Genomic DNA, 22418 nt, shown 5'->3' with positions numbered 1-22418 from the left:
AAAAATATCTAATTATTTTTAGTTTTAATATGTTTATTATTTTTCCAAAATTGAGTTGAAAAAGATTGTATTGATTTTTTGAATTACCGATAATAAGTTTAATTAGAGCTTCTAGCTTTTAGATATAATTCAACTTGAGCTTGCTTCTTATCTTCGAAAATCATTTCTTCAATCAGTTCGTCTAATGATACTTTTGGTGTCCATGACAGCTTAAGAAATGCTTTGCTAGGATCTCCAAGTAAAGTTTCAACTTCTGCAGGTCGAAAATAATTGGAATTAATTCTAATTACAATCTCTCCGGTATCTAATCTTTTTCCAATTTCATTTACCCCTTTACCTTCCCATTGTATGCCACCCCAATTTAATTTTTTAGCAGACAAATTTATAAATTCTCTTACACTAGCTTGTTGCCCAGTAGCTATTAAATAATCTTCAGGTTGATCTTGTTGTAGCATTCTCCATTGCATCTCCACATAATCCTTCGCATGTCCCCAATCTCGATAAGAATCAATATTACCCATCTCGATACATTCTTGTAAACCGGCATCAATTCTTGTTAAGCCTTTAGTAATCTTTCGGGTAACAAATGATTCTCCTCTTCTTGAAGATTCATGATTAAATAAAATGCCGTTGCATGCATATATTCCATAGGATTCTCTATAGTTAATTGTTATCCAGTACGCATATAATTTTGCCACTCCATATGGACTTCTAGGGTAAAAAGGAGTGTTTTCATTTTGCGGACTTTCTACAACCTGACCAAAAAGTTCAGAAGTACTGGCTTGATAAACTTTTGTTTTATCTATAAGATTTAATACTCTAACTGCTTCAAGGACTCTCAGTGGTCCTAATGCATCTGTTTGTGCTGTGTATTCTGGAGATTCAAAACTAACAGCTACATCACTTTGTGCCCCTAAATTATAAATTTCATCAGGTCTTATTTCACTTATAATTCTAACAATGTTAAGACTATCTGTTAGGTCTCCGTAATGTAATTCAATTTTATCTTCAATATTTTTTAACCTTGATCTATTTGAGATACTATTTCTCCTGACTATTCCATGGACAGTGTAACCTTTTTCTAATAACAATTCTGCGAGATAACTACCGTCTTGTCCCGTAATACCTGTTATTAGTGCAGTCTTCATGCAAAAAAGTTTAAAGTGTCTCTTTTTATTTTACATTATTATTGGTACTATCTAAATTGATATTTATTCCTCCTGGTCGATTTTTAAATATAAGTTGTAATTTTTTAAATCGCTTAATTCTCTAGAAACATTAAATCTATAACACTCTAATAAATACTTACTGAATCCTAGTCCTAATCATATTGCTTTACAACATTCAAGTGAAAGAGAGTATATTGTATTGATTGGTATGATTGATCCCACAACTTTAATGTTTAAGAACTTACTTGGTGATCCAAATGCTCGCAAAATCAAGCGTTACAACCCAATAGTTACAGATATAAATATCCTAGAAGAGGACATAACTCTTCTTTCGGATGATGAGTTGAGAGGGCGAACTATAAGTTTTCGAGAAAAATTTGAAAAAATTTCTTCTCTTGAAGAAGAAATTTCTTTAATGGAGGAAATTTTGCCGGAAGCATTTGCAGTTGTTAGAGAAGCCTCTTTAAGGGTTTTAGGAATGAGACATTTTGATGTGCAGCTTGTTGGTGGAATGGTTTTACATGAAGGTCAAATTGCAGAAATGAAGACTGGAGAGGGAAAGACTTTGGTCGCTACGCTTCCAAGTTATTTAAATGCCTTAACTGGAAAAGGGGTTCATGTGGTGACTGTTAATGACTATTTGGCAAGAAGAGACTCTGAATGGATGGGACAAGTCCACCGCTTCCTTGGCTTAAGTGTGGGTTTAGTTCAGCAATCCATGTCACCAGCTGAAAGAAAAAAAAATTACGAATGTGATATTACATATGCAACTAATTCAGAGTTGGGCTTCGATTATTTGCGAGATAATATGGCAGCTGATAAATCCGAAATTGTTCAAAGAGATTTTCAATTTTGTGTAATCGATGAAGTTGATTCCATTTTGATAGATGAAGCCCGAACCCCTTTGATTATCTCGGGACAGGTGGAACGGCCTCAAGAAAAATATCAAAAAGCAGCAGAAGTAGTAGAAAATTTACAAAGGTCATTAGATAGTAGTAAAGACGGGATTGATCCAGAAGGAGATTATGAAGTAGATGAGAAACAAAGGAGTTGCATCCTTACTGATGAAGGTTTCGCTAAAACTGAACAACTATTAAAAGTTACAGACTTATTTGATCCAAAAGATCCTTGGGCTCATTACGTAACTAATGCATTAAAAGCTAAAGAGCTTTTTGTTAAAGATGTCAACTACATAGTTCGCAATGAGGAAGCGGTAATTGTTGATGAATTCACAGGCAGGGTAATGCCAGGAAGACGATGGAGTGATGGACAACATCAAGCAATAGAGGCTAAAGAAAATCTACCTATTCAACCTGAGACTCAAACTTTAGCCTCAATTACATATCAGAATTTCTTTCTTCTTTACCCAAAACTTTCAGGGATGACAGGTACTGCAAAAACGGAAGAAGTTGAATTCGAAAAAACATACAAGTTAGAGACAACTGTTATTCCCACTAATCGAAAAATCTCAAGAGAGGATTGGGTGGATCAAGTTTATAAAACTGAATCAGCAAAATGGAGAGCGGTAGCCAAGGAAACTGGTGAGATTCATAAACAAGGACGACCAGTTCTTGTGGGTACTACAAGTGTTGAGAAGAGTGAGCTTCTAAGTTCTCTTTTGTCAGAGCAACAAATCAAGCATAATTTATTAAATGCAAAACCTGAAAATGTTGAGAGAGAAGCTGAAATAGTTGCGCAAGCAGGACGATCAGGTGCAGTAACGATTGCTACCAATATGGCTGGAAGAGGAACAGACATTATTCTTGGAGGTAATAGCGATTACATGGCTAGATTGAAGATTAAAGAAATTCTTAGTTCCCGTTTAGTAAAACCTGAAGAAGGGCATAAACCCCCTATTCCTCTTCAGAGAAACTCTGAATCAGTTGGATTTAAGGAAAATAATCATCAGGAATCAAAGAGTAAAAAAAAGATGCAATCACTATCTTTACAAAATATTTTTCCTGTCTCGTTGACTGATGAAACCGAACAAAAACTTGTTGCATTAGCCTCAAATTTAGTTAAGGAATGGGGAGATAGAAGCTTAAGCTCAATAGAACTTGATGACTATATTGCTACTGCTGCAGAAAAGACACCTACTCAAGATAAGAATATTGAGAATTTGAGAAGTGCCATACAGACTATAAAAAAAGAATATGAAGAGGTGCTGAGCCAAGAGGCAACTAATGTTCAAGAAGTTGGGGGGCTACATGTCATTGGAACTGAAAGACACGAATCAAGAAGGGTTGATAATCAATTAAGAGGTCGTGCTGGGCGTCAAGGGGATTTGGGTAGTACTCGATTCTTTCTCTCGCTAGAAGATAATCTCCTTCGTATATTCGGCGGAGATAGAGTTGCAGGCCTTATGAATGCTTTTCGCGTAGAAGAAGATATGCCAATTGAGTCGGGAATGCTTACTCGATCTTTAGAAGGTGCTCAAAAGAAAGTGGAAACATATTATTACGATATAAGAAAACAAATATTTGAGTATGATGAAGTAATGAATAACCAGAGAAAAGCAGTTTATTCAGAGAGAAGAAGAGTATTAGATGGTAGAGAATTAAAACTTCAAGTTATTGGATATGGCCAAAGAACTATGGAAGAAATAGTTGAAGCATATGTTAACGAAGACCTGCCACCCGAAGAATGGGATTTAAATAATTTAGTATCTAAAGTAAAAGAATTTATTTATTTATTAGAGGATCTTCAACCTAAAGATGTACTTGGATTAAATAAAAATGAATTAAAGGACTTTTTGAAAGAACAATTAAGAAATGCTTACGATGTTAAGGAAGCTAAAGTAGAACAAACACATCCAGGAATCATGAGGCAAGCTGAGAGATTTTTTATACTTCAACAATTAGATACTCTTTGGAGAGAGCATTTGCAATCTATGGATTCACTTCGTGAATCAGTTGGCTTGAGAGGATATGGACAAAAAGATCCTTTGATCGAATATAAAAATGAAGGTTATGATATGTTTTTAGACATGATGATAAATATGAGAAGGAATGTTATTTATTCTATGTTTATGTTTCAACCAGCTCAAAAAAAAGTAGAAATATAAAATAAGAATTGAATTTAGTTATATGATTAAGGTTGATTCAAATGATTTACAAAAATTATACATAGCCTATTTTGGAAGACCCGGAGATCCATCAGGGATAAATTATTGGCTTTCAAGATCTAATAAATCATTCAATTTTAGGGAAATATCTGATGAACTTTCAAGGCAAGATGAATATACTAAATATATTGCTCATGATAAATCTTTTGAATTTAAGATTAATAAACTTTATTTACACTTATTTCATAGAAAAGCAGATTTTAATGGTTTAAATTATTGGATGGAGATGATTAATCGCCATGACTATGAAATTTCAGACATTGTATGTGACTTAGTTTGTTCAAAGCAAAAACCTTACTTAATTAATTTTGAACAAGAAAAAAAGGATTATCAAGTATTGGAGAATAAGACTCATACTGCAGAATTATTTACAAAACTAATTAGCAAAAGTATTGCTTTGATTGATTTGTATCAACCTGATTCTGTATCACCTTGGCGATCAGGAAAATCATTTATTACGGTATCTAATTTTCTTAATAATATTACTTATAAGAAAGTCTCTGTTGATAAGGTTAAACATGTTATTTCTTTATTATCTGAAGCCTCAATAGGTAATCTTACAAATATTGCGATAGAAATCGAAAATGTTTCTTTGTCTATTCCTATCTATCATTTAGAGAATAGATCTTTAACCAAGAAACTCACAAAAAAAGTCATTAATATCACAGGTGGGGCATTAGATCAATCAAGGAATAGAACTAATATTATTGCTTTAAATAATATTAGTTTGACTATTGTGAAAGGTGAGAGGGTAGGCTTAATTGGCCATAATGGATCTGGGAAAAGTAGTTTTTTAAGGCTGATTTCTGGTATTTATTTGCCTACCAGTGGCAATATTAAGGTCTTGGTAGATGTTTATCCTATGCTTCAAAAGACTTTTTTGACTAGTTCAGAACTTACTGGAGTTGATGCGTGTAAAGCTCATTACTTACTTAAAAATCACAGCTTAAATGGTTTCGAATCTTTTTTAGATGAAATAATAGATTTTTCAGGACTTGGTTCATATATATCTCTACCAATAAAAACCTATAGTGAGGGTATGTCTGCAAGATTAATTTTTTCAATTCTAACTTCTAGTCCTCATGATTGTTTAGCCATAGATGAGGGTTTTGGCACTGGTGATGCGGATTTTTGTGATCGAGCGGAAGAGAGAATGAAGCAATTCATGGAATCAGCTGCAACTTTATTTTTAGCTAGTCATTCTGAAGAACTTTTAAAACAGTTTTGTAATAGAGGTATTGTTTTTAGCCATGGGTCAATTGCATTTGATGGCCCTTTAGATGAGGCTTTGAATTATTATCATACTCAAGACTATTATCGTCAAAATGTTATTTGATAACTTTAAATTTGCTTTTAAAACTAGGAAAGCATGGTGGTATACAGCTACTTCAAGATCAAGAGCAAGGTTTGCTAGGACTACCCTTGGAAGCTTTTGGTTAGGTTTTTCAAATTTATTATCTATAGCTACTTTAGGAATTGTTTATGGGACAGTTTTTGCTGTAGAAGATTTTAGGTCTTATTTTATATATTTAGGGTTTGGTTTAGTTATTTGGAATACAATCAGTTCCTCAATTTCTAACTCACCTAATCTTTTTGCCTATAATTCATCTAATATTAAGAATATGAATCTCAAGCCTATTTTTTATACTTTAGAGGAATGGTCTTTCCAATTGCAAACTTTTATTCAGTCTTTTATATTGGTTTTTTTTGTATTTCTTTTTTTTAAATTTACATTGATAAGTAATCTATTGATTTATTCATGGATACCATTCCTGAATTTATTTATTTTTACATATTGGTTTCCTGTAATAGTATGTTTGATTAGCGTTCGCTTTACAGATGTTGCTCAGTTGGTTCCTATAGTACTTCAGTTGGTTTTTTTAATATCACCAATACTTTACAGGAAAGAAAACTTAGGAGCTTTGGAATGGATTACAAATTTAAACTTTATTTACCAGATTTTATCTCCTCTTAGGGACAGTATTATTGATGGCTATATAAATTATCAGAGTTCAATTCTACTGCTGATATTCAATTTTATAGGTCTTTTTTTTACTATGAGATTACTCAATTTCGAGAGTAAAAAATTGCCTTTTTTACTTTAAATAAATGGAATTTTAGGCTTATAGAATAAATAAATTTTCTCAATCAATCATCTCCAATGAATTCAATAATTTCTTTGTCTCTTAAGCTTTGTGATTCTCCAATAATTATCTCTTCTTTTTTTCTGTTGGTTTGAATATTAATTAATAAATCTTGAAGTCCCATAATATCACTTTCTAATTGATCAATTCTTTCCATAAGGTTCCTAAGAACGTTGGCCTCTGTATCTGGCAGTGCAGAATGAGCTAAGGGATTTATTTTGACGCCACTTTGATGAACTATCCTGCCAGGTATACCAACAACGGTGCTATTTGCTTCCACATTCTTTACTACTACTGAACCAGCCCCAATTCTTGTATTAGTTCCTACGCAAATCCCTCCAAGAACTTTAGCTCCTGCGCCTACAACAACATTTGCTTCAAGAGTTGGGTGTCTCTTTCCACTTTCTTTTCCAGTGCCGCCCAAAGTCACTCCTTGATAGAGCAAGCATCGATCACCTATCTCACTTGTTTCTCCAATAACTACACCCATTCCATGATCAATAAAGACACCTTTGCCAATTTGGGCACCTGGGTGAATTTCTACACCAGTTAAAAACCTAGTGATGTGACTAAGTAACCTTGGTAGAAGAGGAAACTTGTATTTCCATAGTTTATGACTAATCCTATGAATTGATAAGGCTTGAAATCCTGGATAGCAAAATATTATTTCCCAAACACCTCTTGCGGCTGGATCTCTTTCTTTTATTATCGCGAAATCTGATTTTAGTGATCGAAACATTGATTCAAATGCAATGTTTACTCGAGGAGGCCAATCTCTTTACTCAACTCTTCAATTGTAGAGTCACTAAGATACTTTTGTGCACAATGAATTTGTGGCATTCTCATTAATTGAGATCTATTGTGCCTCAACGTATGTTCAATAACAGGCAAGCTAGGGCTATCACAAATCACATGACTAGCAGCTCTCAACAAAGCAATTAGTCGGCTTCCTACATCTGGATTTGCAGTCATCAAAAGTATTTCATTACCACGCATGCTGTGCAAGATAACCTCTGCAGCCCTAAGAATTCCTGGACTTATACTTACTATTCCGACACAACTACCTGAGCGCAGTTTTTTTAAAATATTTAGTTCTTTTTGAAAATCGCTTAGATCTACAGCTACTGCTCTCACTTTATGTCGCTTGGCTAATTCTTCTAAAGGTTGCAAGAAATATCTGCTTGTTACTACGGTGCCTTTACTGGAACTTTCTAACACACTCTCTAGTTCCTCCATTGGTACAACCTCTACTGGGACATCTAAATGAGGAGCTAATTCTTCAGCAATTAATAAGGATGCTCCAATATCTTCTCTGGGAGTACTAACAAGCAAGCGGGCTCCACATCTCAGTCTCCAATCAATTTCACGAGTAAATAACTCTCTAGTTTGTTGCAGAGTGCATCCAGCATTTAAAAGTTCATCGATACTTTTCCTTACTTCATTGTCTATGTCTTTGATGCCTTTTTTACGTATTGAATGAGAGCTACTTCTTAGTTCTTTTTGTTTTTGTTGATCTCTAACATAGATACCTGAGCCAGCAATAGCCTCAACGACTCCATCAGTTTCAAGTTGACGATACACTTTACTTATAGTGTTTCGATGTAAACCTGTTTGCATGGCAAGCTGCCTAGTACTGGGCAACCTGTGACCTGGTGGGTAATGCCTTGCTGCAATGGCAAAACAAATTTGATTATATAATTGACTTGATGCAGGGATTTCACTTTCCTGTTGTATGTGGAATCTCACGCGCTATATGCCAGGTTTGAATGTGGCCACATTAGTTAATAGAATGACTAGTGACAATTAATTCTTTGTCTAAATAAGGTTTTTATAATTTAATTTATTGTTCTCTTGGCTTTTTGGGGTTCATTGCTATCTGTCTCTTTCTTTAATAAAGGAGTTTTACGAGGGGTTAAAAACATAATCATATTTCTTCCCTCTCTTTTAGGAGATTGTTGTACTTCTGCTTTTTCTTCAAGATCCTTAGCCATTCTTATTAAGAGCGTTTCAGCAAGAGCAGTATGCTGAATTTCTCGACCCCTAAAAATTACTGTGCATTTAACTTTATCTCCAGCTTTTAAAAATCGAGTCGCTTGATTAATACGAACTTGATAATCGTGCTGATCAATTTTATATCTCATTTTTACTTCTTTAACTTCGGTTTGATGTGATTTCTTCTTCGCTTCTTTTGCCTTTTTTTCTTGCTCAAACTTAAATTTCCCATAATTCATTATTCGACATACGGGAGGAGTTGCTTTTTCGCTTACTAAAACAAGATCTAGTTCTCTGTCTCTAGCAACTTCTAGAGCTTCTTCTCGGCTTATGACACCAAGTTGTGTTCCATCTGAATCAACAACTCTTAAGCTTGAATAGCTGATTCTTTCATTTATGTTGGGCAGCTCTCTTTCTGGAGCGCGACGATCAAAACGAGGACGTGGTGGCATTCAGTGATTAATTTATGGAAAAAGTACGTTTTGGACCAATTCTAAGCATATATGAACTGATCAACCTAGAAACTCATAAATAATGGATAAAGCCTCAGGTAATGAGTTCTTATTATTTAGCCATTTAGCATTATGTTTATTTCTAAACCAAGTTTTTTGTCTTTTGGCTAATTGAGATGTTCTTTTGATTGTTATTTCTAAAGCCTCCTCAGAGTTAATCGTTCCATTAATAATAGACTTTGCTTCACCATATCCAATAGTTTTAAGCAACTGTAAATCATTGCCGTATTTAAGAATCAAATCTTCGGTTTCATCGATCAAGCCATTTTTATACATTTTTTCAGTTCTATACTGGATCCTTGTTTGTAAATCATCTGGATTTAATCCAATTTCTAAAACTCTCCATGGTAGAGATGCCAATTCTTTTTGTTTGGAAAATGGTTTCCCTGTGGCATAAAAAACCTCTAGAGCACGAATTGTTCTGATTGAATCTTCGGGATGTATCTTCTCTGCAGCAATTGGATCACAACATTTTAATAAATTATGCCTCTCATCTTTATTGATTTTAGATAGCTGATCTCTTAAGAACTTTTGAGGTGCTACGGCAGGAGGATTAAGTCCTCCAATCAAGCCTTGAAGATATAGTCCACTTCCTCCGACAAGTAAAATTAAATTTCTTTTCTTTAATTCGTTCTCCATGGAACCAATTGCAATCAATTGAAATTCATAAAGATTTATTGGGTTAGAAGGCAAGCATAAATCAATTAGAAAATGAGGAACTTGTTCTTGCTGATCTTGGGTTGGTTTCGCCGTCCCAATATTCATATCAATGTATATTTGACGAGAATCAACATTATGAATATTAGTGTTGAGTTTGTTAGCAATATCAATTGCTAGCTCAGTTTTTCCGCCAGCAGTTGGACCCATTAGAGCTATTACAAGAGGTTTATTAGCTTGCATAATTCACGCTCAGAGGGTTTATTAACAGTAAGTACATGACAATTAATTTTTTTGATTGGGTTTTGAAATTTTCCTAAGACTTTCCCTCATACCAATGTTAAATTGAAAATTCAGGAAAGGTTTCGACTAATGCTTGTATCAAAGACAACCTTGCCTGTTTGCTTTAATCCGAATGAGTAAAGATTCAAAAGTTCAAGCTGCATATGGTGCTGAGCAGATCCAAGTTCTAGAGGGACTTGAACCTGTAAGAAAGCGCCCTGGAATGTATATAGGCTCAACAGGGTCTAAAGGACTTCATCATCTTGTGTATGAAGTTGTTGATAATGCTGTTGATGAGGCGCTGGCAGGTCACTGTGATCAAATTACAATTTTACTTTGCGAAGATGGTTCGGCATCCATAACGGACAATGGTCGTGGAATTCCAACGGATATTCATCCTCGTACAGGTAAAAGTGCACTAGAGACAGTGTTGACTGTTTTACATGCAGGTGGGAAATTTGGAAGTGGTGGATACAAAGTCTCTGGAGGTTTGCATGGTGTTGGTATTTCTGTAGTTAATGCTTTGAGTGAGTGGGTAGAGGTCACAGTCCGTCGACAAAAGAAAGAGCATTTCCAGAGATTCGAAAGAGGCGCATCAATTGGTAATTTAAGATCAGAGAATCTTTCGAAATTAGATCAGGAATTAACTGGCACTACAGTTCGTTTCAAACCTGATGATCAGATTTTTACTGATGGGATAGCTTTTGAATATGGAATATTGTCATCGAGACTTAGAGAACTTGCTTATTTGAATGGAGGGGTACGTATTGTTTTTCGTGACGAGAGAAAGAATTCTTTAGATTCGAATCAAAAACCTCATGAGGAAGTTTATTTTTATGAGGGAGGTATTAAAGAATATGTTGATTATATGACTAAAGAAAAAGACTCACTACATCAAGAAATTATTTATGTCAATTCTGAAAAAGATGGAGTTCAAGTTGAAGCAGCAATGCAGTGGTGTGTTGATGCTTATTCAGATAGCATTTTGGGATTTGCTAATAATATTCGCACGATAGATGGTGGAACTCATATTGAGGGATTAAAAACAGTTTTAACAAGAACTTTGAATTCGTTTGCAAAAAAAAGAGGTAAAAGAAAAGAGGGAGACTCGAACTTAGCAGGAGAAAATATTAGAGAAGGATTAACAGCTGTTCTATCTGTAAAAGTGCCAGACCCAGAATTTGAGGGTCAAACAAAAACTAAATTAGGTAATACTGAAGTACGAGGAATTGTAGATAGCTTGGTTGGTGAGTCTCTTAGTCAATATTTAGAATTTAATCCAGGTGTTATTGATTTAATTTTAGAGAAAGCTATTCAAGCTTTCAATGCCGCTGAAGCAGCAAGACGAGCTAGAGAGCTTGTTCGTAGGAAAAGTGTTTTAGAAAGTTCAACATTGCCAGGAAAATTGGCAGATTGCAGTTCAAGAGATCCATCAGAATCAGAAATTTACATAGTTGAGGGTGATTCTGCTGGTGGATCAGCGAAGCAAGGAAGAGATAGGAAATTCCAAGCAATATTACCTTTGAGAGGCAAAATTTTAAATATTGAAAAAACTGATGATGCGAAGATTTATAAAAACACTGAGATACAATCTTTAATCACAGCTCTAGGATTGGGAATAAAAGGAGAAGATTTTGAAGTTAAAAATCTGAGATATCACAGAGTAGTGATAATGACTGATGCTGATGTTGATGGTGCGCATATTAGAACTTTACTTTTGACTTTCTTTTATAGATATCAAAAGGCTCTTGTAGAAGGTGGTTATATATATATTGCCTGTCCTCCTCTTTACAAAGTGGAGAGAGGAAAAAATCATACTTATTGTTATAACGAATCCGATTTGCAAAAAACTCTTTCAAATTTTGGGGAAAAGGCCAATTATACAATTCAAAGATTTAAAGGTTTAGGAGAAATGATGCCAAAACAGTTATGGGAAACAACGATGGATCCTACAACTAGAATGATGAAAAGAGTTGAGATAGAAGACGCTCTTGAAGCTGATAGAATATTTACAATTTTAATGGGTGATAAAGTTGCACCTAGACGAGAATTTATTGAAACTCATAGTGTTGAGCTTGATCTTGCGACTTTAGATATTTGATGAATTTACTTAGTACTTTTATAGTTTGGACTTGGCTTTTAGGCATTGCATTAGTAGTTCCCACCACATTGCCTGCTGGGGGCGCTCAAAGATCAATAGTTCAGCAAAGAAAAGATAATATTACAGCTCCATTGATTGCATTAAGGGAATTTAATTTGCTATCTTCAGTCTCTAATAATTCATCCATATTAACTAGAGTTAAATCAGGAACCCCAGTTAATATTATCAAAGTTTGGGATAGTTCTGAATACGGAAAATGGTTGTTTGTTAATGTTATAAGTCAAGATTCTTACCAATTATTTTACAAAAAAGGATGGGTAAACATTAGAGATATTTTGTGAATTGAAACATATTATTTTGGTCTCTTTAGGTGCAGCATTAGGTGCTAATTTGAGATTTTTTTTGTATAACAAAATTGGAAAATTAAAAATAGCTAAGGATCTAACTATTTTAATAATCAATACTGTTTCTTCTTTTTTTCTGGGTCTTTTTCTTTCTGCTTTACCCAAGGTTAGTTCTGTAAATTTTGCTTATGAATTAGCATTGTTTTTTTTAATTGGTTTTTTAGGAAGTTTAAGTACTTTTTCGACATTTATTTATGATTTATTTTATTTATGTATGAACTTTAAATTTTTTAGAGCATTAAATTTATTAACTATTTCAATTTCTTGTGGAATATTTGCTTTGGCATTTGGATTTTTATTAGGTAATCAATAGAGTGGATATTTAATTGAAAAAAAATGATTTTCTTATTATTTCCATCGGCGCAATTCCTGCTGCTTTATTTCGATGGCAAATTGATGAAATTTTCACAGTCAATATAATTGGTTGTTTTTTATTAGGTTTTTTTAATGCATTGCCAATTCATAGGAGGTTGAAATTGATTTTTGGATTTGGTTTTTGTGGGTCTTTGACTACATTTAGTGGATGGTCTTTTCAGCTATTTGAATTAATCAATAATGGTTTGTATAAATTATTTTTTTTAAATCAATTCTTAATTATATTTTTTGGACTTCTTGCTGTTTTTTTAGGCAATTGGGCTGCTAAGAGAATAATCAATTAGCTTAGTAAAGCCTCAATAGCTTTTTTGATCTCATTACTTTCGGGTTCTATTGAACTTTTAAACCTCGCGATAGCCTCTCCTTCTTGATTAATTAAGAATTTTTCAAAGTTCCATTCCACCTCGCCAACGGGACTGACTTTATTCAGAGTTGTAAACGGCTCTGTTGTATTACCTTTTGCATGAACCTTTTGGAAAAGTTGGAAATTCACCCCAAAAGTCATTGAACAGAATTTTTTGATTTCCTCTAATTCGCCAGGTTCTTGGTTCCCAAAATCATTGCAAGGAAAGCCTAAGACTCTAAAACCTTTAGAACCGTAGTGGTCTTGAAGATTTTGAAGTGCTTTGTATTGCTTGGTAAATCCGCACTTGCTGGCGACATTGACAATTAATAAAACATCTCCTTTGAATTCTTCAAAAGTTATTTTTTCATTATCGAAAGAGACCACCTCAACTTTGCTGATATTTACGGACATGGATATGGAGGTAACAAAAGTGAATGTTAGTCATAAAATAATATAGGCTTACTGCTCCAAATATGAAAGAAAAATTAGGGGCATCCGGTGATAATCGATCTTTGGAGAATGGTAGTTTAGTCGCTGAGGCAGTTGCAGTTCAATTGGAGGCAATGCTGTCTGCAGGTAATTACGATGGCGTCAAATCACTACTCAATCCTGTCCAGCCTGTCGATATAGCTCAGGCTATTGGGACATTGCCAATGATATTGCAAGCTTTGGCATTCCGATTATTGAATAAAAATGAAGCAATTGAAGTCTATGAATATTTAGATCCTTCAGTTCAACAAAATCTCTTAGATCGTTTGAGATCAAATGAAGTACTGGACTTGGTGGAAGAGATGTCACCTGATGATCGAGTCCGTCTTTTTGATGAGTTGCCTGCCAAAGTTGTGAGGCGCTTGCTTTCCGAACTCAGTCCTGAAGAAAGAAGAGTAACTGCTCAACTTCTGGGTTATGAATCTGAGACGGCAGGCCGATTAATGACCACTGAATTTATAGACCTGAAAGAATTTCTTAGTGTCTCACAAGCATTGAAATTAGTTCGACAGCGGGCCACTTTTTCTGAAACCATCTACAGCCTTTATGTTACCGATAAAGAAAGGCACTTAACTGGAATTTTATCTCTAAGGGACTTAGTGGTTGCCGACCCTGAATCGCGTATTGGAGAAGTTATGACAAGGGAAGTTGTTAACGTGCGAACAGATACAGATCAGGAAGAGGTTGCAAGAGCAATTCAAAGGTATGACTTTTTAGCTTTACCGGTTGTAGATCGTGAAAAAAGACTTGTTGGCATTGTCACAGTTGATGATGTGATCGATGTTATTGAACAAGAAGCAACTAGGGATATTTATGCGGCTGGTGCCGTTCAAGCAGGAGATGAGGATGATTATTTTCAAAGTAATTTATTCGTTGTAACCAGACGACGTATCGTTTGGCTTGCTGTTTTGGTCTTGGCTAATGGATTAACAACTCAAGTTATTGCAATGAATGATGAGGTTTTAAAACAAGTAGTTTTATTGGCAGCTTTCATTCCTTTATTAATCGGTGCAGGGGGCAATGTTGGAGCTCAAAGTTCGACAGTTATTATTAGGGGTTTAAGTACTCAGAGAATTCAGCGTCTTGGTCTTGTTAGGGCAATAGCAAGAGAGGCATTAGCAGGAGCTTTACTAGGAATTTTGATGGCTGTATTTGTTGTGCCTTTCGCTTGGTGGCAAGGACAGGGACCTTTGGTCGCAACAGCTGTAGGAATAAGTTTGATGGCTATTACAACTTTGGCTGCTACTGCAGGAGCGTCATTGCCTTTGCTTTTTCATCGAATGGGATTAGATCCTGCGCTAATGTCTGCTCCATTTATTACTACTGCCACAGATGTTGCAGGAGTGTTGATTTACCTGAAAACAGCTTCCTGGCTCTTGGGAAGGCTGGTGTAGAAGCCGAATGAGTGTTTGTACTCAAAGTGCGGTAAGCCGAGCTCTACGTAATTGATCTTTACAATTCTTAGTAGTATGCTTCACAAAACTCAACAAACTTATGGCAACGGTAGTAGAAGCTATTCAGACAAAAAAACCACCTACTGCTACTTCAGTTAAATCAGTATCAGATATAGATTTAGTTCGTTCATATTTAAGAGATATTGGAAGAGTACCTTTGTTGTCACATGAACAGGAAATAACTTTAGGGAGACAAGTTCAAGAGCTAATGGTTCTTGAAAATCTTGAATCAGAATTGGAGAGTGACTTAGGTGAGAAACCTGATCTCACCTTTTTTGCCGAGAAAGCTGAACTTTCTACGATTCAATTAAAAAAGAAGTTGAAAAGTGGCAAAAGAGCAAAAGAAAGAATGGTTGCAGCCAATCTTCGTTTGGTTGTAAGTGTTGCTAAGAAATATACAAAAAGAAATATGGAATTATTAGATTTAATTCAAGAGGGCACAATTGGATTAGTCAGAGGTGTAGAAAAGTTCGATCCCACTCGAGGATATAAGTTTTCTACCTATGCCTACTGGTGGATTCGACAAGGTATCACTCGAGCAATAGCTGAAAAAAGCAGATCAATAAGGTTGCCAATTCACATAACAGAAATGTTAAATAAGCTTAAAAAGGGCCAAAGAGAATTAAGCCAAGAACTTTCCAGAACTCCAACGATAAAAGAGCTTTCTGAATATGTTGAGCTTCCTGAAAGTGATGTTAAAGATCTAATGAGCAAAGCTGGACAGCCTGTCAGCTTGGAAACAAAAATTGGTGACGGTGAAGACACTATTTTGTTGGATTTATTATCTAACGAAATTGATATGCCTTCTGAGCAAATCGAAAGTGATTGCATGAAAGGTGACTTGGAAACATTATTAGAACAACTACCTGAATTACAAAATCGTGTTTTAAGAATGAGATATGGCATGGATGGCGATGATCCAATGAGTCTTACTGGTATTGGAAGAGTTTTGGGTATCAGTAGAGATAGAGTTAGAAATTTAGAAAGAGATGGTTTGCGCGGTTTAAGAAAAACTGGAGATTCAGTTCAAGCTTATATGGCTTCTTGAATTATCTTATTAATAATAGGATTAACTTTTTCAGGCATCTCATCATGGGGGCAATGTCCTGCCTCTGAAATAATATCTAGAGATTTTATACAATCAAAAGTTGCAAACCATTTTTGAGCTTCTGCAACAGGTTCCCATGGATCTTTTTCACCCCATATTAAATGTACGGGTTTATTTATTTTCTTTAGTAAATCTGGAGCAAGATAATCATCAAAAAGATTAATAAATCCCCTAAAAGCTTCAGGAGCTCCTTTCCCTTGGGTAGGCCTAAAGAGTATTTCAATTAACTCTTCATCCACATTAGAACCACTTGGATAAGCAACTTTTAAAATTTTTTTAATAAAAGCTGGATTTGCTGCATTTTTAAAAAGATTTGAACTTAAAATTCTTTGTCTTACTAAAGTTTTAAGTACTGGTCTAAGAAACCTCATCAATAATGATTGTTCCGCTAAGCGCTTATCATCCATTGTCCTTTGTGCACAATCAATTAGTATTACTCCTAAGCATTGCTGAGACAATTTTATTGATGTATTTAATGCAATGACCCCCCCAATTGAATTTCCTATTAATAAGACAGGCTTTTGGATTATTTCTTGACAAAAATCATTAACTTGTTGACTCCAGTTATCGAAACAATAGCTAAAATTGTGAGCGTTTTTATTTTCATATGAAATCTGTGAATTTGGCTGACTACTTTCTCCAAAACCTATTAAATCTAATGCATAGCATGGTGCAATTGAGCTGATATTTTTTTGATTGAATCTCCAATGATCTTTGCAAGCTCCAAAGCCATGAATTAACAATATTGCAATTTCAGAAGTATTTTCTTTCTCTTCTACTTGCCACGCTATTCGATAATTTCTCCAATTCCAGACTTTCTTCATAACTTTAAAGAGGTATTTAATTATTTTTGCTTAAAGAGATATCATTGGTAAAGTAGATAACTTTTTTATTCATATCATTCGATGCATTGACTATTTATAAAGTATTAATTTCAGTCGATAAAATCATCAAGAAAATGATATTATATTAAAAATATATTTGTAAATTTTGATTTATTTTGATGGGCATAATTGTTTCTCCTCAAAATATCCAAAATACACTTCTGGAATGGTTTTTAGAGAATGGTCGACACTGGATACCCTGGAAATTGAAGAAAGATGGTTCCACTCCTAAATTAGGTGAAAGTATATCCCCTTATGGAATTTGGATTGCAGAGGTAATGCTTCAGCAGACTCAATTGAAGGTAGTTATTCCTTACTGGGAAAAATGGATGAAGGCTTTTCCCTCTTTGACTTCTTTAACAGAGGCTGATTTAGAGAACGTCCTTATGCTATGGCAAGGTCTTGGCTATTATTCCCGTGCTAATCGTATACATAAATCTTCTCAAATACTAATTGAATTTGTTGGAAAAAATACTGATCAAGATCCACATTCTTGGCCAAATAAAATAGATCATTGGATGTCTCTTCCTGGTATCGGTAGAAGTACGGCAGGTAGTATCGTCTCTTCTGCCTTTGATCTGCCTACACCAATTCTAGATGGAAATGTAAAAAGAATTTTTTCTAGATTGCTTGCTACTGAGCGAAAATCTATTAAAGATGAGAAAAAATTATGGGAAATTAGCTCTTTATTGATTTCTAGGACTAGTCCTAGAAATTTCAATCAGGCTTTGATGGACTTGGGAGCCAATATTTGTACTCCCAAGCAACCAAGTTGTTCTTCTTGCCCACTACAACAATTTTGTGTTGTTTATGCACATTATGATCCTAATGATTTTCCTAAAAAAGAAATGGCCAGAATAAAACCCATTCAAGAAATTGGTATTGGACTTGTTTTTAATAAAAATGGCGAATTGCTAATAGACCAGCGATTGGAAAGTTCTAGTATGGGTGGAATGTGGGAATTCCCAGGAGGGAAAAAAGAAACCGGTGAATCTATTAAAAGTACTATTGAGCGAGAATTGAAAGAAGAACTAGGCATTGTTGTCAAAGTTGGTGAAAAGCTTTTATCTTTTGAACACGCTTATACCCATAAGAAACTCTATTTTATTGTTCATATATGTGAATGGATATCAGGAGAGGCTAAACCTTTAGCTAGTCAAAAATTAGTTTGGGTGAGTCCAGATAAACTTTTTAATTTTCCTTTCCCTGCTGCTAATACAAAAATTATTTCTGAATTATTTAAACATCTTGGTATTGAAAATAAAAAACTATAAATCGTCAATAATAACTTCATTGACAATTAATCAGACATGAATAATGGAAGTGTAATTGCAATTGGAGAAGCTTTGATAGATCGTCTTGGTCCTTTAGGCGGTGATCCATCTTTCGATTTGCCAGTAACAGATTGTTTTGGTGGAGCTCCAGCTAATGTTGCTTGTGCATTAAGTCGTCTAGGGGTGAATGTTTCTTTTATTGGTTGTTTAGGAAATGATGATTTTGGGAGAAATTTGCATAATTTATTGATTCAAAGAGGAATTAATACTTCTGGATTGCAGCAGGATACACTTCGTCCTACAAGAGTTGTATTGGTTCGCCGAGACTCTGATGGTGAAAGATCTTTTGAAGGATTTGAGGGTGATAATGGCTTGGGATTTGCTGATCAAGCCATATTAAGGGAGAAGATTATTCGAGACTGGCCATTGGTTAAAGAAAAGGCGCAATGGTTAATTGCGGGAACAATTCCTTTGGCTTCAGAAATATCATCTAAAGCCTTTTTGTGGTGTATCAAAAATGCCGTAAATTCAGGAATAAAAATTGCATTAGATCTGAATTGGCGTCCAACTTTTTGGAGAAGCCAAGTTTCAACGCTCCTAGAGCCAGAGCCATCTACGAAAGAAAAAAATCAAATACTTTCAATTTTAAAAAACGTTTCATTAGTAAAACTCGCAAAAGAGGAGGCCCAATGGTTTTTCAATACTTCTGATCCAACTCAAATTTCTTCATATTTTACTCAGAGACCATCTGTTGTTGTGACTGATGGATCAAATCCTATTTCATGGCAACTGAATAATCATACTGGCAAATCATTTGCGATATCGCCTTCGTCTGTGGTTGATACGACTGGAGCTGGTGATGCATTTACAGCAGGATTGATTTATAAACTGATGTCTGTTGATTTAGATGAAATAAGTAAACAAATTGCTGAAGATATTATTCAATTTGGAATTGCATGCGGTTCTCATGTTTGCACTGGAATAGGAGCGATAGACCCGCAACCTTACCTGAAAGATATTGAGAATTTATTGTCTTAATCCATTGGAGGAATTAGCTGAAAAAGACGGGATTGCTTGTTTGAGGAATATTTTAATTTTCCTCTCCAAGCGTCAGGCATTGTTAGAGATAATCTCTCTGGCCATTCAACGACCATCAAAGCACCCATTGCTTTTGATTCCTCTTCTTCTTGTAAGAAAAATTCGTTTGCAGCGTTTGAATCTTCAATTCTATAGAGATCAAGATGTATTAATGGAGGGGTTCCAAAAGGATAATGTTGGGATAAAGGAAAAGTTGGAGAAGTTATGGGCTCTTGAATTCTTAGACTTTTTGCAATTCCTTTAACTAATGTGGTTTTCCCTGCTCCAAGAGGCCCATTTAAAAGGAGAATGCTTAGATCTGGAAATTTTTTTGTTAATGTTGAACCTAATGACATAGTTGATTCAGGTTTGTCCAGCGTCCAGCAGAAATTATTAGTTTGCTGAGCAAATGAATTAAAAACCTCGAATTGTTTTTCAGTATTTTTTTCCACAATCTCCAATAGAGAGTTCTACTTATTATGTTCGCAGCAACCAAGTCAAATCTCAACAGTATTGAGAAGAATACTGATTACGTAGTTAACGATATATCCGAAGCAGAATTCGGGCGAAAAGAACTCTTGATAGCTGAAACAGAAATGCCTGGCTTAATGGCACTCAGGAAAAAATATGGATCTCAAAAACCACTAAAAGGGGCATACATAGCAGGTAGTCTTCACATGACTATCCAAACAGGAGTTCTCATTGAGACCCTTGTTGAACTGGGCGCAAAAGTTAGATGGGCTTCATGTAATATTTTTTCTACTCAAGATCATGCCGCAGCTGCTATTGCAAGTACAGGAGTTCCTGTCTTTGCTAGAAAGGGTGAGACTTTAGATGAATATTGGGAATATACGCACAAAATTTTTGAATGGAGTGAGGGTGAAGCTGCAAATATGATTCTTGACGATGGTGGTGATGCGACAGGCTTGATAATTTTAGGGAGCAAAGCGGAAGAGGATATTTCAGTTCTTGATAATCCTTCAAATGAAGAGGAAATAGCTTTATTTGCCTCTATCAAGAAAAAACTTTCTCAAGATCCAAATTTTTATTCAAAAGCTAAATCTTTTATAAAAGGAGTTACTGAGGAAACTACAACCGGAGTAGCTCGTCTTTATCAAATGGAAAAAAGTGGAGAACTTGTTTTCCCAGCAATTAACGTGAATGATTCTGTGACAAAGAGTAAGTTTGACAATCTTTATGGTTGCCGAGAATCTTTGGTAGATGGAATTAAAAGAGCTACAGACGTAATGGTGGCTGGCAAGGTAGCTCTTGTTATGGGGTATGGAGATGTTGGGAAAGGTTCTGCTCAGTCTTTAAGAGGTTTAGGCGCGACAGTAATGATTTCTGAGATAGATCCAATATGTGCTCTTCAAGCTGCAATGGAGGGCTTTAGAGTGGTAAGACTAGATGAAGTGGTTGAAGATGTAGATATTTTTGTTACTGCTACTGGAAACTTTCAAGTTATTCGTCATGAGCATTTGATCAGGATGAAAAATGAATCGATAGTTTGTAATATTGGCCATTTTGATAATGAAATAGAGGTTTCCTCCTTAAAGTCTTATAAATGGGAAAATATTAAACCTCAAGTTGATCACATCACTCTTCCAAGCGGTAACAAAATAATTCTTTTAGCAGAGGGAAGATTAGTCAACCTTGGATGTGCTACTGGTCACCCAAGTTTTGTTATGAGTAATTCTTTTACTAATCAAGTATTAGCTCAAATTGAATTATTCAAATATGGAGTAAAATATTTGAATAAAGTTTATGTTTTACCAAAACATTTAGATGAAATGGTGGCTATTCTTCATTTAGATAAGATAGGAGCAAAGTTAACTAAGTTAACTAAAGAACAAGCTCAATATATTAATGTTCCAATTGAAGGCCCTTATAAGACTGATCAATATCGTTATTAACTTTTTTGTATAGTTTAAAATTAATGGAAATCACAGAATTTATATCTTCTTTACCAGTACTAATAGGAAATGCAGTAGAGACTAACCAGTGGATTGGTTATGGAGCTATCTTATTAGCAATGTTTTTGGAAAACTTAATTCCTCCAATTCCTTCGGAATTAATAATGCCTCTTGGTGGTTTCTATGTTTCTCAGGGGCAATTAGATTTTTTTCCTGTTGTTATAGCAGGCTTAATAGGGACTGTAATCGGCGCTTTGCCTTGGTACGGAATTGGCAGATTAGTTAACGAAGAAAGACTTGAAACATGGCTTGAGAAGAATGGACGTTGGATTGGAATTAAACCTCTTGAACTTGCTCGAAGTCGTACATGGTTCAATAGGTATGGGGTGTCTTTAGTGTTTTGGGGAAGATTAGTACCTGGAATTCGGACTTTGATTTCAGTACCTGCAGGGGTTGAGTTAATGCCCATAACTCCATTCCTGATTTGGACTACTGCAGGAAGCCTGATTTGGACCTTGTTCTTAACAATTACGGGGTTTTATTTGGGCGATAATTATGCAAACATTCAAAACTGGATTAGTCCTTTCTCAAGTATCTTTAAAATAATAATTATTTTAATTATCTCGGGTGCTTTAGTATCTTTAATTTATCGAACTCTTCGTAAACTAATTAATAATTAAAAAAGCTATTTTTTAAAATGGAATTTCGTCATGACTGGGTTGTTGATTAAATGAATTGTTGTTTTGGAAATTACTATTTTCTGAATCTCTTTTAGATCCTAATAATTCAAGACGATCAACTCTAACTACGGGCTTACTCCTATCTTCTCCTGTATTACGATCTTTCCAGCTGTCCAATTTGAAGCTACCAGTTATACCAATTAAGGAGCCTTTTTTTACGTAATCAGCAGCGACTTGGGCTTGTTTACCCCAAATTTCTATATTGAACCAATCTGGTTCATCATCTCGATTTCTTCTATTTACAGCCATTGTTAGATTTGCTACTACAGTTCCAGACTCAAAATATCTAACTTCAGGATCTCTTCCTGCTCTGCCAACAAGAGTGACTGAATTTATTGCCATCATTAACTCCTCTCTTTGCTAGTTGCTGAAT

Annotated in this window: 22 protein-coding genes; 13 read left to right on the top strand and 9 right to left on the bottom strand. The window is 34.9% G+C overall.

What is annotated here, in order from left to right; translation table 11 throughout:
- Nucleotides 1-98: 98 nt before the first annotated feature.
- Nucleotides 99-1148 (bottom strand): GDP-mannose 4,6-dehydratase, encoded by a 1050-nt coding sequence (gene gmd / locus AC6EIZ_RS07285; RefSeq protein WP_498510044.1) that lies wholly within the window; start codon nt 1146-1148, stop codon nt 99-101.
- Between the two features lie 250 nt (nt 1149-1398).
- Between gmd and secA the strand changes: the two genes are divergently transcribed.
- Genes secA through AC6EIZ_RS07270 form a run of 3 tightly spaced genes read left to right on the top strand, consistent with a single transcriptional unit; the run spans nt 1399 to nt 6398 of the window.
- The gene (gene secA / locus AC6EIZ_RS07280) at nt 1399-4233 is read left to right on the top strand and encodes a preprotein translocase subunit SecA (RefSeq protein ID WP_498510043.1); all 2835 of its coding nucleotides are present in this window, start codon (nt 1399-1401) and stop codon (nt 4231-4233) included.
- Nucleotides 4234-4255: 22 nt separating this feature from the next.
- Nucleotides 4256-5629, top strand: coding sequence for an ABC transporter ATP-binding protein (locus AC6EIZ_RS07275; protein WP_498510041.1), 1374 nt, complete (start codon nt 4256-4258; stop codon nt 5627-5629).
- Entirely contained in the window at nt 5619-6398 is a 780-nt protein-coding gene (locus AC6EIZ_RS07270; protein ID WP_498510039.1) for an ABC transporter permease, read from the top strand. Before AC6EIZ_RS07275 ends, AC6EIZ_RS07270 begins: the two co-directional genes overlap by 11 nt.
- Nucleotides 6399-6441: 43 nt before the next feature.
- Here the strand turns inward: AC6EIZ_RS07270 and cysE are convergent, their stop codons facing one another.
- The 4 genes from cysE to miaA form a co-directional block, all read right to left on the bottom strand.
- On the bottom strand, nt 6442-7176 hold the full coding sequence (gene cysE, locus AC6EIZ_RS07265) for a serine O-acetyltransferase (protein WP_498510037.1): 735 nt from the start codon (nt 7174-7176) through the stop codon (nt 6442-6444).
- Between the two features lie 17 nt (nt 7177-7193).
- The gene (locus AC6EIZ_RS07260; protein ID WP_498510036.1) at nt 7194-8183 is read right to left on the bottom strand and encodes a GntR family transcriptional regulator; all 990 of its coding nucleotides are present in this window, start codon (nt 8181-8183) and stop codon (nt 7194-7196) included.
- 89 nt (nt 8184-8272) lie between these two features.
- Nucleotides 8273-8881, bottom strand: a complete 609-nt coding sequence (infC, locus tag AC6EIZ_RS07255) for a translation initiation factor IF-3 (protein ID WP_498510035.1) — start codon at nt 8879-8881, stop codon at nt 8273-8275.
- A 60-nt stretch (nt 8882-8941) separates the two neighbouring features.
- Nucleotides 8942-9841, bottom strand: coding sequence for a tRNA (adenosine(37)-N6)-dimethylallyltransferase MiaA (gene miaA / locus AC6EIZ_RS07250; protein ID WP_498510033.1), 900 nt, complete (start codon nt 9839-9841; stop codon nt 8942-8944).
- A gap of 172 nt (nt 9842-10013) precedes the next feature.
- Here miaA and gyrB point away from each other — a divergent pair, with 172 nt between their 5' ends.
- Genes gyrB through AC6EIZ_RS07230 form a run of 4 tightly spaced genes read left to right on the top strand, consistent with a single transcriptional unit; the run spans nt 10014 to nt 13044 of the window.
- Nucleotides 10014-11981 carry a DNA topoisomerase (ATP-hydrolyzing) subunit B gene (gyrB, locus tag AC6EIZ_RS07245; protein WP_498510031.1) on the top strand — a complete coding sequence of 656 codons (1968 nt, stop codon included), beginning with the start codon at nt 10014-10016 and terminating at the stop codon, nt 11979-11981.
- On the top strand, nt 11981-12322 hold the full coding sequence (locus AC6EIZ_RS07240) for a hypothetical protein (protein WP_498510029.1): 342 nt from the start codon (nt 11981-11983) through the stop codon (nt 12320-12322). Before gyrB ends, AC6EIZ_RS07240 begins: the two co-directional genes overlap by 1 nt.
- A gap of 1 nt (nt 12323) precedes the next feature.
- Nucleotides 12324-12698, top strand: a complete 375-nt coding sequence (locus AC6EIZ_RS07235; RefSeq protein ID WP_498510028.1) for a fluoride efflux transporter FluC — start codon at nt 12324-12326, stop codon at nt 12696-12698.
- 13 nt (nt 12699-12711) lie between these two features.
- Nucleotides 12712-13044: a fluoride efflux transporter FluC gene (locus tag AC6EIZ_RS07230; RefSeq protein WP_498510026.1), complete on the top strand. Its 333-nt coding sequence runs from the start codon at nt 12712-12714 to the stop codon at nt 13042-13044.
- Here AC6EIZ_RS07230 and AC6EIZ_RS07225 read toward each other — a convergent pair.
- On the bottom strand, nt 13041-13517 hold the full coding sequence (locus AC6EIZ_RS07225; protein ID WP_498510025.1) for a glutathione peroxidase: 477 nt from the start codon (nt 13515-13517) through the stop codon (nt 13041-13043). The two genes, AC6EIZ_RS07230 and AC6EIZ_RS07225, sit on opposite strands and share 4 nt — an antisense overlap.
- Before the next feature lie 62 nt (nt 13518-13579).
- On the opposite strand from AC6EIZ_RS07225, the gene mgtE reads away from it, so the two are divergent.
- Nucleotides 13580-14989 carry a magnesium transporter gene (mgtE, locus tag AC6EIZ_RS07220; RefSeq protein WP_498510024.1) on the top strand — a complete coding sequence of 470 codons (1410 nt, stop codon included), beginning with the start codon at nt 13580-13582 and terminating at the stop codon, nt 14987-14989.
- Between the two features lie 100 nt (nt 14990-15089).
- Nucleotides 15090-16097 (top strand): RpoD/SigA family RNA polymerase sigma factor, encoded by a 1008-nt coding sequence (locus AC6EIZ_RS07215; RefSeq protein WP_498510022.1) that lies wholly within the window; start codon nt 15090-15092, stop codon nt 16095-16097.
- Here AC6EIZ_RS07215 and AC6EIZ_RS07210 read toward each other — a convergent pair.
- Nucleotides 16082-16981 carry an alpha/beta fold hydrolase gene (locus tag AC6EIZ_RS07210; protein WP_498510020.1) on the bottom strand — a complete coding sequence of 300 codons (900 nt, stop codon included), beginning with the start codon at nt 16979-16981 and terminating at the stop codon, nt 16082-16084. The genes AC6EIZ_RS07215 and AC6EIZ_RS07210 overlap by 16 nt on opposite strands.
- Before the next feature lie 179 nt (nt 16982-17160).
- On the opposite strand from AC6EIZ_RS07210, the gene mutT reads away from it, so the two are divergent.
- Together mutT and AC6EIZ_RS07200 are read left to right on the top strand one after the other, a co-directional pair.
- Nucleotides 17161-18315 carry an 8-oxo-dGTP diphosphatase MutT gene (gene mutT / locus AC6EIZ_RS07205; protein ID WP_498510018.1) on the top strand — a complete coding sequence of 385 codons (1155 nt, stop codon included), beginning with the start codon at nt 17161-17163 and terminating at the stop codon, nt 18313-18315.
- Between the two features lie 36 nt (nt 18316-18351).
- Entirely contained in the window at nt 18352-19353 is a 1002-nt protein-coding gene (locus AC6EIZ_RS07200) for a carbohydrate kinase family protein (RefSeq protein WP_498510016.1), read from the top strand.
- Here the strand turns inward: AC6EIZ_RS07200 and tsaE are convergent.
- A complete protein-coding gene (gene tsaE, locus AC6EIZ_RS07195) occupies nt 19350-19844 on the bottom strand; it encodes a tRNA (adenosine(37)-N6)-threonylcarbamoyltransferase complex ATPase subunit type 1 TsaE (protein WP_498510015.1) in 495 nt (164 codons plus the stop codon). The genes AC6EIZ_RS07200 and tsaE overlap by 4 nt on opposite strands.
- Nucleotides 19845-19871: 27 nt before the next feature.
- Between tsaE and ahcY the strand changes: the two genes are divergently transcribed.
- Both ahcY and AC6EIZ_RS07185 read left to right on the top strand, forming a co-directional pair.
- A complete protein-coding gene (gene ahcY, locus AC6EIZ_RS07190; protein WP_498510013.1) occupies nt 19872-21305 on the top strand; it encodes an adenosylhomocysteinase in 1434 nt (477 codons plus the stop codon).
- Between the two features lie 23 nt (nt 21306-21328).
- Entirely contained in the window at nt 21329-21985 is a 657-nt protein-coding gene (locus AC6EIZ_RS07185; RefSeq protein WP_498510011.1) for a DedA family protein, read from the top strand.
- Between the two features lie 12 nt (nt 21986-21997).
- Here AC6EIZ_RS07185 and AC6EIZ_RS07180 read toward each other — a convergent pair whose 3' ends face one another.
- Nucleotides 21998-22387 carry a single-stranded DNA-binding protein gene (locus AC6EIZ_RS07180; protein ID WP_498513218.1) on the bottom strand — a complete coding sequence of 130 codons (390 nt, stop codon included), beginning with the start codon at nt 22385-22387 and terminating at the stop codon, nt 21998-22000.
- Nucleotides 22388-22418 lie beyond the last annotated feature (31 nt).

The sequence above is a fragment of the Prochlorococcus sp. G4PB16 genome, from assembly GCF_059772465.1.
This window is presented reverse-complemented; position numbering and strand designations above follow the sequence as displayed.